The organism is Paenibacillus xylanexedens (assembly GCF_007680605.1).
Classification (GTDB): domain Bacteria; phylum Bacillota; class Bacilli; order Paenibacillales; family Paenibacillaceae; genus Paenibacillus; species Paenibacillus xylanexedens_B.
The window spans coordinates 55,253-67,085 of record NZ_VEIO01000013.1 but is presented as its reverse complement, the minus strand read 5'-3'; the positions used below and the strand labels follow the sequence as shown (position 1 = coordinate 67,085).

General features: G+C 47.4%; 13 protein-coding genes. 1 reads left to right on the top strand and 12 read right to left on the bottom strand.

Features of this window, described 5'->3' with window-relative positions:
• Positions 1-214 precede the first annotated feature (214 nt).
• Positions 215-763, bottom strand: a complete 549-nt coding sequence (locus FS818_RS27170) for a hypothetical protein (protein WP_145336436.1) — start codon at positions 761-763, stop codon at positions 215-217.
• Positions 764-851: 88 nt separating this feature from the next.
• Between FS818_RS27170 and FS818_RS27165 the strand changes: the two genes are divergently transcribed.
• Complete coding sequence (locus FS818_RS27165) at positions 852-1,454, top strand: TetR/AcrR family transcriptional regulator (RefSeq protein WP_145336434.1); 603 nt, start codon at positions 852-854, stop codon at positions 1,452-1,454.
• 78 nt (positions 1,455-1,532) lie between these two features.
• Here FS818_RS27165 and FS818_RS27160 read toward each other — a convergent pair whose 3' ends face one another.
• From FS818_RS27160 to FS818_RS27110, 11 genes are all read right to left on the bottom strand, one after another.
• Positions 1,533-2,870, bottom strand: coding sequence for a TrkH family potassium uptake protein (locus FS818_RS27160; protein WP_145336431.1), 1,338 nt, complete (start codon positions 2,868-2,870; stop codon positions 1,533-1,535).
• 158 nt (positions 2,871-3,028) lie between these two features.
• The gene (gene lysS / locus FS818_RS27155) at positions 3,029-4,540 is read right to left on the bottom strand and encodes a lysine--tRNA ligase (RefSeq protein WP_145336429.1); all 1,512 of its coding nucleotides are present in this window, start codon (positions 4,538-4,540) and stop codon (positions 3,029-3,031) included.
• A gap of 114 nt (positions 4,541-4,654) precedes the next feature.
• On the bottom strand, positions 4,655-5,134 hold the full coding sequence (gene greA / locus FS818_RS27150; RefSeq protein WP_145336444.1) for a transcription elongation factor GreA: 480 nt from the start codon (positions 5,132-5,134) through the stop codon (positions 4,655-4,657).
• Positions 5,135-5,385: 251 nt separating this feature from the next.
• A complete protein-coding gene (gene dusB / locus FS818_RS27145; protein ID WP_090924641.1) occupies positions 5,386-6,405 on the bottom strand; it encodes a tRNA dihydrouridine synthase DusB in 1,020 nt (339 codons plus the stop codon).
• Between the two features lie 177 nt (positions 6,406-6,582).
• Complete coding sequence (locus FS818_RS27140) at positions 6,583-6,777, bottom strand: helix-turn-helix domain-containing protein (protein ID WP_397351827.1); 195 nt, start codon at positions 6,775-6,777, stop codon at positions 6,583-6,585.
• Positions 6,738-7,286, bottom strand: a complete 549-nt coding sequence (folK, locus tag FS818_RS27135) for a 2-amino-4-hydroxy-6-hydroxymethyldihydropteridine diphosphokinase (protein ID WP_145336427.1) — start codon at positions 7,284-7,286, stop codon at positions 6,738-6,740. The genes FS818_RS27140 and folK overlap by 40 nt, the downstream gene beginning before the upstream one ends.
• A 9-nt stretch (positions 7,287-7,295) precedes the next feature.
• Positions 7,296-7,658, bottom strand: coding sequence for a dihydroneopterin aldolase (gene folB, locus FS818_RS27130; protein WP_090924638.1), 363 nt, complete (start codon positions 7,656-7,658; stop codon positions 7,296-7,298).
• A gap of 104 nt (positions 7,659-7,762) precedes the next feature.
• Positions 7,763-8,629, bottom strand: a complete 867-nt coding sequence (gene folP / locus FS818_RS27125; protein WP_145336425.1) for a dihydropteroate synthase — start codon at positions 8,627-8,629, stop codon at positions 7,763-7,765.
• On the bottom strand, positions 8,626-9,519 hold the full coding sequence (locus FS818_RS27120; protein WP_145336423.1) for an aminotransferase class IV: 894 nt from the start codon (positions 9,517-9,519) through the stop codon (positions 8,626-8,628). The genes folP and FS818_RS27120 overlap by 4 nt, the downstream gene beginning before the upstream one ends.
• A gap of 1 nt (position 9,520) precedes the next feature.
• The gene (gene pabA / locus FS818_RS27115) at positions 9,521-10,099 is read right to left on the bottom strand and encodes an aminodeoxychorismate/anthranilate synthase component II (protein WP_145336421.1); all 579 of its coding nucleotides are present in this window, start codon (positions 10,097-10,099) and stop codon (positions 9,521-9,523) included.
• Positions 10,100-10,189: 90 nt separating this feature from the next.
• Positions 10,190-11,803: an anthranilate synthase component I family protein gene (locus FS818_RS27110; protein ID WP_145336419.1), complete on the bottom strand. Its 1,614-nt coding sequence runs from the start codon at positions 11,801-11,803 to the stop codon at positions 10,190-10,192.
• Between the last annotated feature and the right edge of the window lie 30 nt (positions 11,804-11,833).

The following is an 11,833-nucleotide window of genomic DNA, read 5'->3' as shown; positions in this document are numbered from 1 at the left end:
TTCGAAGCTTGTTTTCATTTGCTTGCCGCACCGTGTAAACTGTGTTTTCTTGGCCGGAATTAGAATATACCATGTATCGAGATTCGGTGCAAGTGTTTTTTTTACTTTTAAATTAAGAATAGTGATCATTCCCTAAGACAATCTGAACTACCTGAGCAAATAGGGCATTAATGAGTAATACATCTTATATACATCGGTTACTCCTTATGGAACATCAACCTATATTTTTAGCAGGATCTTTTCTCGGCCAAAAGCTATAACTAATACTTATTATGAGGTCGATCCCCAGCACCATTGCCCATACCCGAATCAGACCTGAAAATGCCTCTGTTCGAGCAGTATCACCAATCCACCATATCATAATGTACAAAAGAGCACTCCCTATACTCCAAGCCAAAAGATGTCTCACCCATCCTATACGCTCGGTCCTTGCATGTTCTCTTCCATATAACTTATTCTGCCTAGGATTCTCTCCCCCTCTAAACCAGTATCTGAAGTAACGATCAGCCCAAGCAATCATCTGATGTCCAAAAGCAACGCTCACTCCAATATAGATAGCTGCTATGCCATGGACCATACTTGCTTTTGCTCCACGTTGGAGATCTACTACAGTGGCTACGAGCAACAAAACATCAACAATTGGTGTTGCCGCGAGCAAAGCCAATCCCAGTCGCTTCTTACCCAGCATATATCGAACGCTTAGCCCTGCCGCAACAAATACCCAAAATGCAATCTCACACGCAATAATGAAATAAGCAACCACGATCGCACCCCCCTTTATTTAATACAACTGTACTATATTTAATTTAACACATTTGTATCATAATAATCAATAATGTTATAATAATGACATGCCTAAAATCGTAGATCATGACAAACAGCGCGTGCTCGTAGCCGAGGCCGCATGGCGTATTATCCGGAAAAATGGTATGGAACAAGCTTCTGTTCGAAATATCGCTGAGGAAGCTGGAATCTCGGTCGGATCCATGCGCCACTATTTTTCCACTCAATCGGAGCTTCTGTTATATGCAATGAATCTTGTATCGGAACGGGTGACTGCCCGGATTCAAAACATGTCTTTTGACGGCCCTCCAATGGAACATATGAAACAGCTATTGCTTGAATTAATGCCCAATACGGATGAGAAAATGGCTGAAATGGAGGTGTGGTACGCTTTTACTGCCAAATCCAAAACGGATCCCGTGCTCAAAAAACTGGCCAACACTGTATATGACGATATTAGACGAGCTGCCGAGATCGTTATTACCTCCCTGGTGAAGCTAGGTCTCTTCAGATCTGACTTAAATCAGGAACTGGAGATCGAAAGATTGTATGCTCTGGTTGATGGTTTAGCAATCCACGCGGTGCTCAGACCCGATCAGGTGAACGGCAAACTTATGGATGAAGCCCTATCGTTACATCTGGCCTCACTATGCCCAAAGAGCGCAACATAAAAAACGCAGTACATTCAATGTCACCCCATTTTTCCTTATAGGGAGTAGATATCGAATGTCTGCGTTTTCTTGTTTGGTTTATCCAATAATAATCCGGCCTTCTGGATGGCGATACAATTTCTTTTCTTTGCGGGGACGAAGTGCGTACGCGATCGTTAGCGGCCCAATCCGACCAACAAACATGGTGAAGGTGATAATGATTTTGCCCCAATTGGTCATCTCATGGGTCACCCCTACTGACAAACCTACCGTACCTATAGCTGACGCAGCCTCAAACATGAGGGAAAGGAATGGTGCATCTTCGGTTGTTAATAACAGCATCACCACAATCATGAAAATACTGAGGGAAACCATAATGATCGTCAGCGCTCTCATGAGCAGATCTTTAGGTACACGTTGACGGAAAAAGACAATGTCCTTGTTGCCCCGAATCATGGCATATACAGCACCAATCATGATTAGAAAAGTGGTTGTTTTGATTCCCCCACCTGTCGATCCTGGAGAAGCGCCAATAAACATGAGCAAGATAAAAAAGAACTGAGTCGCTTGTCGCATCTGCGTAATGTCAATCGTACTTGTCCCCGAAGAACGTGTTGAGACGGATTGGAAAAACGAAGCGTAAATCTTCTCACTCCAGGTAAGTGAACCAAGCGTATGGCTATTTGTGAATTCGAAAATAAACAATACCACTGCACCTATACCAATTAACGCACCTGACACGGACAGCACCAATTTCGACTGCAAAGATAACCGGCGGCGTTTACGATATTCAAACAGGTCATTCAGCACAACAAACCCAAGTCCACCAGATATCACGAGAATCGAAGCCGTGATGTTAAAAATCCAGTCCCCGGTGTAATATTGAAAACTGTTGCCAAACAGATCAAATCCACCATTGTTAAACAAGGAAACGGAATGAAATACGCCGTAGTAAACAGCCTGCATAAAAGGCATCTCGGTTGCCCAGCGTAGAGCCAGAATGACCGCAGCTACCCCTTCAATGGTGAATGAAAAGATCAGAACCTTGCGTATAATCCGCACAATTCCCTCCATGCTGTCGGCATTAATAGCCTCTTTTAGTAGCAGCCTGTCTTTAAGAGATATGCGTTTACCCAGCACAAGTGCAAACAATGTGGCCATGGTCATGAAACCAAGCCCACCAAGTTGCATCAGGATCATAATGACAATCTGACCAAACAAATTGAAAGTTGTTCCTACATCCACCACAACTAGCCCAGTCACACATGCCGCTGATGTAGCTGTGAATAAAGCATCAATAAAGGCTAGATGTGTGCCACTCTGATTAGAAAACGGCAACATCAACAAAACGGTACCAATCGAGATAATCAGCAAGAAACCGCCAACCAATATTAACGGCGGAGATATGAACCTGGCGATGTGAAGCCTGAACTTCATGAAGGGCACCTCTTTTGACCAAAATAAAAATGAAAGCAACGTGTGACCTGTAGCGTGTCCGAATGAGTTGCCTATGTAAACCCAAAGAGGAACTTGCCCCAGCTTGAATGCAAGTGGCAGGTTCCTCTTCTATTATGAACGAAAGATACGTTCCTTATTTACTCTTGTGTACGCGGACGCATATGCGGGAAGAGCAGTACGTCACGAATGGACGGTGAATTGGTCAGCAACATGATCAGACGATCGATACCGATTCCCAGACCACCTGTAGGCGGCATACCATATTCAAGCGCACGGATGAAGTCGTCATCCATCTCATGAGCCTCGTCATTGCCATGCTCTTTCTCCAGCATCTGCGCTTCAAAACGCTGACGCTGATCGATTGGATCGTTCAGCTCAGTGAAGGCATTGGCATGCTCACGTCCAACGATAAACAACTCGAAGCGATCCGTGAAGCGTGGATCTGCATCGCTTTTCTTCGCCAGTGGCGAGATTTCAAGCGGATGTCCCATAATGAACGTCGGCTGAATCAACGTTTCTTCAACAAACTCTTCAAAGAAGGCGTTCAGGATGTGACCAAATGTCATATGTGGTTCAACTTTTACATTATGCTGTTTCGCCAAGCTGTGCGCTTCCTCATCCGTCATGTGAACGGAGAAGTCTACACCGACAACTTCCTTGACTGCATCCACCATGGTTACACGGCGCCACTGCGGCTTGAGATTCACTTCATGATCTCCATATTGGATAACTTGTGTGCCCAATACTTCCTGTGCGATGTGAGCAACCAGGTTTTCAGTTAAAGCCATGATATCCTTGTAATCTGCATAAGCCTCATACAACTCAATCATCGTAAATTCCGGATTGTGACGTGTAGACATGCCCTCGTTCCGGTATACGCGGCCAATCTCATATACTTTTTCCAGACCGCCGACAATCAGACGTTTCAAGTGAAGTTCAATCGCAATCCGCATGTACAGTTCCATATCAAGCGCATTGTGATGGGTAATAAACGGACGAGCCGCCGCGCCACCTGCGATTGTATGCAATGTTGGTGTCTCCACTTCCAGATATCCATGGGAGTCGAGATAACGACGCATGGATTGAATGATTTTGGAACGCATAATGAAGGTCTGCTGCACATCAGGGTTCATGATCAGGTCTACATAACGCTGGCGATAACGCAGTTCAACGTCAGTCAGACCATGGTATTTATCCGGGAGTGGATAAAGGGATTTCGACAAAACTTCCAGTTCTTTTACTTTAACGGAAGTCTCACCTGTTTTGGTTTTGAAGACAACGCCAGTTACCCCAACAATATCCCCTAGATCAAGCAGGCTGAATGCCGTAAACTTGTCCTCTGGCACGCTATCCTGACGAACATAGATCTGGATTCGGCCGCTCAGGTCCTGAATATGTGCAAAGCTTGCTTTACCCATGCCCCGCTTCGCCATAATCCGTCCGGCAATACTGACTTCGATGTGCTTCTCTTCCAGCTCTTCCTTGGTCAGTTCTTCATACTTCTTCAGAATGGAGCCGGCTTCTTCGGTACGTACGTATTTTTGGCCAAAAGGGTCGATTCCCAAGTTGCGGAGCTCGTCCAATTTGTCGCGGCGAATCTGTAACAGCTCGCTAAGTTCGGTTTCCTGATTCAAGACTTCATCCGTCATGATCTGTATTCATCTCCTTATTTACATTGCAGCCTGTGCGTGTAGGCTTGTCCGTAATGTTGAAAAAAGCTTCCCTAAGGAAGCTTTTGTCTACTACGCCTGACTGCTTCGTTACTACAGCTTTTTAATATCTACAATTTTATATTGAATTACGCCAGCAGGCACACTTACATCAACCACTGTACCTTTTTTCTTGCCCAAAATAGCTTTACCTACAGGACTTTCATTGGAAATTTTGTTCTGAAGCGGATTGGATTCCGCTGTACCTACAATCGTATATTCTGTGATATCGCCGAATTCCAAATCCTCTACAATTACGGTTGCACCCACACTTACGGAATCGGTATCGATTTCGTCACTGTTGATAATTCGTGCATTACGCAACAGCTTCTCGAGTGTGATGATACGTCCTTCAATAAAAGCTTGCTCATTTTTCGCATCTTCGTATTCGGAGTTCTCACTGATATCACCATAGCCGATAGCTACTTTGATCCGTTCAGCCACTTCGCGGCGCTTCACTGATTTTAGTGTTTCCAGTTCTTCTTCCAGCTTTTTGAGTCCTTCTGGTGTAAGGATAACTTCCTTGTCGCTCATCTCAACCGATTCTCCTGTCATGGGAATAATTTGATTGTACGGCAACGGAATCAGTGCTGATGACAGAACTCCGCCCGCATACATCTTCAAAACTATATGAAGTTCTCCAGAGAAATAGAATATTCCTCCTGATGCACTATACTTAGTAAACGCACATGGCGAATTTATACTGAGAAATTATAGGTGAACGATCTCGAAAAGTCAATGTTACATCCCCTGCGGCTGTAAACGTTTTACAACACGCCTCCTAATTATGAGGCATTACCCGCAATTACCGGTTCAGACTCCAGATTTCCTTCCATTTTCAACTGCTCCACAAAGTTCTCCAGTATGCCCACCATCTCATCCCGCTTGGTTCCTTCCATAATAACGTCCTTGATTCGGGCAGATCCCTTCAATCCCTTCAAGTACCAAGCCAGATGTTTACGCATTTCGCGTACAGCGACGGTCTCATTCTTGAGTGCAATGAGTCGATCCATATGCAAAACAGCTACACGGATCTTCTCCTCTGCATTCGGGTCAGGAGGTAACTGACCTGAACTCAGATATTGGATTGTGCGATATAACATCCATGGATTACCCAAGGCGGCACGCCCGATCATTACTCCGTCACAGCCGGTCTCATCCAGCATACGGCGTGCATCTTCCGGTGAAGATACGTCGCCATTACCGATGACAGGAATGGAGACAGCTTCTTTGACATTTTTGATGTGTGACCAATCTGCTGTACCTGTGTAGAGTTGTTCTCTTGTCCGTCCATGCACGCTGACAGCACTTCCTCCAGCGCGTTCTACGGCAAGAGCGTTCTCCACCACATAGATGTGTTCGTTGTCCCAGCCGATCCGCATTTTAACGGTGACCGGTTTCTCAACAGCTTCTACAACAGCCGATACCATCTCATAGATTTTGTTCGGGTCCAGCAACCAGCGTGCACCTGCATCACACTTCGTTACCTTCGGTACAGGACAACCCATGTTAATATCGATGATATCTGCATTCGTTTCCTTATCCACGATTCTGGCTGCCTCGACAAGCGATTCCCGGTCGCCTCCCCAAATCTGCAGACTGAGCGGTTTCTCACGCTCATCCACAAATAACATCTCGCGTGTCCGCTGGTTGCCATGCACAATGGCTTTGCCACTCACCATCTCAGCACAGACAAGACCTGTACCAAACTCTTTGGCGATCAAGCGAAAAGCCGGATTACATACACCAGCCATGGGTGCGAGAACAACCTGATTTTTCATTTCGATATTACCAATCTTAAGCATGTTTGCTAGTTCACCTCTTTATCCATTCCAAGCCCGGACGTATTCAACATTCCAGAGCTATGGTAGTTTCATTTTGGTCGTACATTGGTGTACATTGTCGTTCATAGTGTTCATATATTGGAGCTCACTTAGAGTCGTTCTCCGTGTTCTTCGCAGTTCTTCGTTGTCCGTCATTCTTTATTTCCCTTGTAATTCCTCAATACTAATCGCGAGCACACCCGCAATCTTGTTCAGTTCCTGTACTGTCACCTTGCGATTTCCCCGTTCAATCGTACCCAGAATAGCCAAAGATATACCTGTCTCGGCTGCAAGCTCATGCTGGGTTAACCCTTTCAGCTTCCGGAACGCCCGGATTCGGTTGGCCAATTGCATGTTTTCCAACGCTGTATTCCATCCTTTCCATCCAGTACAGACAACGATGCGTGTACAAAGGTATGCAGACCTGATGCCTCGTCCTGCGGTACGATGTCCGACAGCGGCACCAGTACAAAAGCCCGCTCTCCCATACGGGGATGCGGCAGTTGAAGCAGTTCGGTATCTCGCGTCTCTCCATGCATCCAGAGCAAGTCCAGATCCACCGTACGCGGGCCCCAGCGAATATCTCGAACCCGTCCGAGTTGATTCTCAACACTGAGCAATTCAGCGAGCAAGTGCTCCGGTGTCAGACTTGTGCTGACCGTAGCAACCATATTCAAAAACGCGGGCTGATCGACATATCCTACCGGCTCCGTCTCATACAGCGCAGAACAGCGTAACACAGATATATGAGGATGTTCATTCAGGAGCGTTAACGCTTCAAGCAGCGTCTGCTCCCGGTCACCCAAATTAGCCCCTAAAGCAATATAAGCCTCTGAGGATTCAGAGGTCGAATGTGCAATCATGATCGGTTCTCACTTTCTTGAGCGGCGAAGCTCTACCGTTACGCCTCCGAAATGAATATCAAATGGCGGGTGCGGCTTCGTCACCTTGACTGTCAATGCATTGATAATAGTATAAGTGTCTAGTAAAGAAGATGCAATATGTTCACCCAATGCTTCAATTAACTGGAACGATTTATTTTCAACGATCTGTTTCACCAGTTCATGAATTTCTGCATAATTAATCGTTTTGGTCAGATCATCGTTACGTCCAGCTTCGCCCAGATCCATATCGATCTCCAGATCAATATAATACCGCTGACCCAGCTTTCGTTCTTCTGCAAACACACCGTGATACCCGTAATACTCCATGCGGTGCAAAACCATTCTGTCCATCCAGTTCCCCTGCCTTCTATTCAAATACTCTCTATATCAAAACTCAAATACTCTCTATATCAAAACGCTTCGCTTCAACATGAAGGGGCCGCGAAGGCCCTCCATTATGATCTTCTCCGTAAGCCCGGAGAACGATATAACATTGCATCACACATGTCCGCCGTGCGCCGGATCGGCTTCACATCATGAACACGTACCAACTGGCAGCCTTGGGCAATGCCAAATGCAACCGTTGCTGCCGTGCCTTCCAGTGTATCGTCAGCACCTACATCCAGCGTGTGCTGGATGAATCTTTTGCGAGAGGTAGCGAGTAGCACCGGATACCCCAACTCGTTTAACAGACCAAGAGAAGACATCAACTCCAGGTTCTCCGAGAGGTCCTTCACAAAACCAATCCCTGGGTCCAATATAATCCGATGTTCCTCTACACCCGCTTCAAGCACAAGCTGAATGCTGTCCTGCAAATCACCTACAACATCGAGCAGGTAATCGTTGTAGTCTCTCGCCTGACGGTTATGCATCAGAATAATGGGACAGCCCAGTTCGGCTGCCGTTCGCGCCATCTCCGGATCAGCCTTGGCTCCCCATACATCGTTGATAATATGGGCACCTGCCTGAATGGCTTGGCGTGCAACATCCGCCTTGTATGTATCCACGGAGAGCGGTATATGTGGCGCCTCTGCACGCAAGGCTTCGATCACCGGAATAATTCGGTGAAGTTCCTCATCTGCGCTGACCACTTCTGATCCTGGACGGGTGGATTCTCCGCCAATATCAATCAGATCCGCACCGTCTTCCATCATTTGTTTCGCATGGGCTACTGCCCGCCCCACACTATTGTAGCGCCCACCATCTGAGAACGAATCTGGCGTGACGTTCAAAATACCCATAATCTGCGTCCGGGAGCCCAGTGTAATTGAAGCTGGCCCCCATTCATATTTCCGTTCATAGATGACTGGTGTAAGTGTCATGAAGTATACCCCGCTTTCTCCCGGTACATACGCAGCAACACTGCCGTTACCGGGCCGATCCGTCCATTGCTGATCGCTGTTTCTGTGCCGCTCAGATCCCGCAACGTTGTTACCGGTACAAGCTCGGCTACGGAACCCGTCAGAAAAATTTCATCTGCTTGCTGCAGATCTTCCCAGGGTGACTGCACTTCTATGCAAGCGATACCTTGATCTGCGGCAATCTCCATCACCACCGCTCTAGTGATCCCTGGAAGAATGCCTGTTGACAGCGACGGGGTGTAGAGGACTTTCTCCCGCACCCAAAATATATTGCTGACAATACCCTCGGCAACATAATCGTCGCGCGTAAGCTGTAATCCTTCTGCACTCAGTAATCGCTGGTCTTGTCCACCATAAATGTTTAATTCACGTTTCGCCAGGATACTGTTCATGTAGTGAAGCGACTTGAATCTGATCTGGCTTTCCGGTGTATTACGAGGTGTAGACAGACGTTGCAACAATTTACCCCTTTCATACAGAGTAGGAGAAGGGGCAGGTAATGATTTTGCCAGTACGATATGTGTGGGATCTGTATAATCCCCCGAAGGTAGTCCAAGCGGCGCTTCACCTGCGGATACTGTATAACGCACGTACGCATCCTTAAGTTCGTTCCCCTTCATCAGACGGGATATCCAGCATCTTACTTCCTCGGCAGTCACTGTAAAAGGAATACCCAACTCTTCACAGCCTGAAGCCATGCGCTCCAGATGCCTTTCCAGAAGGTAGGGTACGCCTTGGTATGTTCGAAAGGTCTCGAACAGCCCAAGTCCGTACAAAAAGCCGTGATCCGTTACAGGAACCACAGCCGACGCCAGTTTAACCAGTTCTCCGTTAATCGCGGCATATTGCATATTATACGTTCGCTTTTTGCTGTGCTAGGAAATTGCGAAGCATCTGGTGTCCATGATCTGTAATAATGGATTCCGGGTGGAACTGTACCCCTTCAATCGCATACGTTTTGTGACGCAGACCCATAATCTCTCCCTCAGCTGTTTCCGCTGTAATCTCCAGACAATCCGGCAGGCTGCTACGTTCCACGATCAATGAATGATACCGAGTTGCCGTAAACGGAGAAGGCAGCCCTGTAAATACCGATGTACCCTGGTGATGCATCTCCGATGTTTTGCCATGCATCATCCGATCCGCCCGAATGACATTGCCTCCAAACGCCTGCCCGATTGCCTGATGTCCAAGACAAACGCCAAAGATGGGAATGCTTCCTTTGAAATGATCGATAACTGCCAAGCTGATCCCCGCTTCATTCGGAGTGCATGGACCTGGAGAAATCAGTATATGATCCGGTGCCAGTGCTTCGATACCTGCCAGATCAATCTCGTCATTGCGGCGAACTTCCACCGTCTCCCCCAATTCACCCAGATATTGAACCAGGTTGTAGGTAAAGGAATCGTAATTGTCGATAACCAGAATCATAGGTCTGCTCCTCCTCATATTCCACCGCAGATTACGGCGGATGCCTTGTTTATTTTAACTAATTTAGTTTGATTGCTTCATTCTGTCTCTTCATGTGGTTTCTGCTCGCGTCGGGATTATTCCTGCTGATGCCTGCGATGTGTCAGCCTCGGCTCGTTCACTATAGTTCACTGCTCGCATCATTGCTCTAGCCTTGTTGGAACACTCCTTGTACTCGCGATATGGATCGGAATCAATGACAATACCTGCACCAGCCTGTACATACCCCGTTCCATCCTTGATTGCAAGAGTGCGTATGACGATATTCAGCTCCATATTTCCACTGTAGTCCATCCATCCAATGGACCCCGTATATGGCCCACGTCTTACCGGCTCTAGCTCTTCGATAATTTCCATCGTGCGTACTTTCGGAGCACCCGTTATCGTTCCACCAGGAAACGTTGCAGCAATGACATCAAACACAGTCAATCCTTCGGCCAGCCTGCCTTCCACCTGTGAAACCAGGTGCATAACATGCGAATATCTCTCGATTGTCATTAATTCAGGGACATGAACCGATCCATACGCAGCAATCCGCCCGATATCATTGCGCTCCAGGTCAACCAGCATAATATGCTCGGCCCGCTCCTTCTCACTACCAAGCAGCTCATCTGCCATCGCCCGATCCTCTGCTTCATCTCGTCCTCTTCTTCGTGTTCCGGCGATGGGCCGCGCACTGACTTTGCCGTTCTCGACTTTGACGAGCAATTCTGGCGATCCACTGACCAGTTGGAATTCGGGACTGCGAAGCATCCCCATATAGGGTGACGGGTTCACAATACGTAACCATTCATAGATATGCTCGCTACTGGATTGGAGTTGCTTTTCATGTCGCAGGGACAGATTAACCTGAAATACGTCGCCTTGCCTGATATACTCCTGTACTTTACGCACAGCTTGTTCAAAATCTTTTTGTGGAAAGGATGTCCTCCACCCCTCTGTTTCGCGTTCGGATTCTTCTCTTCGGAGGGCAAGATGAACCTGTCTGTGACGGAGCTCCAACGCTTGCTGTTGCTCCTCTGCCTGAGCAAAACCCATAATATGAAGCCAGCGTTGCTGCATGGCTACAGCACGTTTCCCAGCCGCAGCGTAGAGACTCTGCAGATCGGTCTGCTCCTGCTGTTCAGCACTTACCTCCAGATGCACCATACAGAAAAGAGCCTGCTGCTCATGGTCATATGCCCATATTTCCTCAAAACGCATCCACCAGTAATCTGGAAGTGCAGGATTATCTTCAGCAATCGATGGCAACTTCTCCAGTGATCTGGCTACATCATAGCTGAGGTACCCGGCGCAACCGCCTGCAAAATCTGGTGCTCCATCAACCTTGGGTGCTCGGTAAGGTGACGTCCACCGTTTTAACACATCCAGCGGTTTACCCCGATCTGTTCGAATTGTTCCTTGAAACACATCATGAATTGTAGCTTCCTGCCCTTTGCCGGAAACGATGGATACCGGATTTAATCCGAGGAAAGTATACCTTCCGCCTTTGCCATTCTCCAGCACAATTGCGTTAGGAGATGCTTGTTGCCACGCTGCCTCCCACGTTAGCGGTAAACCGCCATGATACGGTCCCTCATCGGACTTCGTTATATAAGGAAGCATGGTCCAGCCTTGTCCAGCCCATGCTTCCCAGTCGGCGTATGTTGTCATCAGGTGTGTCATTGCGGCCCGCCGCCCTTTCCTGTGTCACTA

Coding starts and splice junctions, on each gene's coding strand:
- FS818_RS27140 (WP_397351827.1), bottom strand. CDS start 6,777: ATGCAATTGGCCAACCGAATCCGGGCGTTCCGGAAGCTGAAAGGGTTA.
- folP (WP_145336425.1), bottom strand. CDS start 8,629: ATGACACTTACACCAGTCATCTATGAACGGAAATATGAATGGGGGCCA.
- pabA (WP_145336421.1), bottom strand. CDS start 10,099: ATGATTCTGGTTATCGACAATTACGATTCCTTTACCTACAACCTGGTT.
- greA (WP_145336444.1), bottom strand. CDS start 5,134: ATGAGCGACAAGGAAGTTATCCTTACACCAGAAGGACTCAAAAAGCTG.
- lysS (WP_145336429.1), bottom strand. CDS start 4,540: ATGACGGATGAAGTCTTGAATCAGGAAACCGAACTTAGCGAGCTGTTA.
- FS818_RS27160 (WP_145336431.1), bottom strand. CDS start 2,870: ATGAAGTTCAGGCTTCACATCGCCAGGTTCATATCTCCGCCGTTAATA.
- folK (WP_145336427.1), bottom strand. CDS start 7,286: ATGATTGCACATTCGACCTCTGAATCCTCAGAGGCTTATATTGCTTTA.
- folB (WP_090924638.1), bottom strand. CDS start 7,658: ATGGACAGAATGGTTTTGCACCGCATGGAGTATTACGGGTATCACGGT.
- FS818_RS27110 (WP_145336419.1), bottom strand. CDS start 11,803: ATGACACACCTGATGACAACATACGCCGACTGGGAAGCATGGGCTGGA.
- FS818_RS27120 (WP_145336423.1), bottom strand. CDS start 9,519: ATGCAATATGCCGCGATTAACGGAGAACTGGTTAAACTGGCGTCGGCT.
- FS818_RS27165 (WP_145336434.1), top strand. CDS start 852: ATGCCTAAAATCGTAGATCATGACAAACAGCGCGTGCTCGTAGCCGAG.
- dusB (WP_090924641.1), bottom strand. CDS start 6,405: ATGCTTAAGATTGGTAATATCGAAATGAAAAATCAGGTTGTTCTCGCA.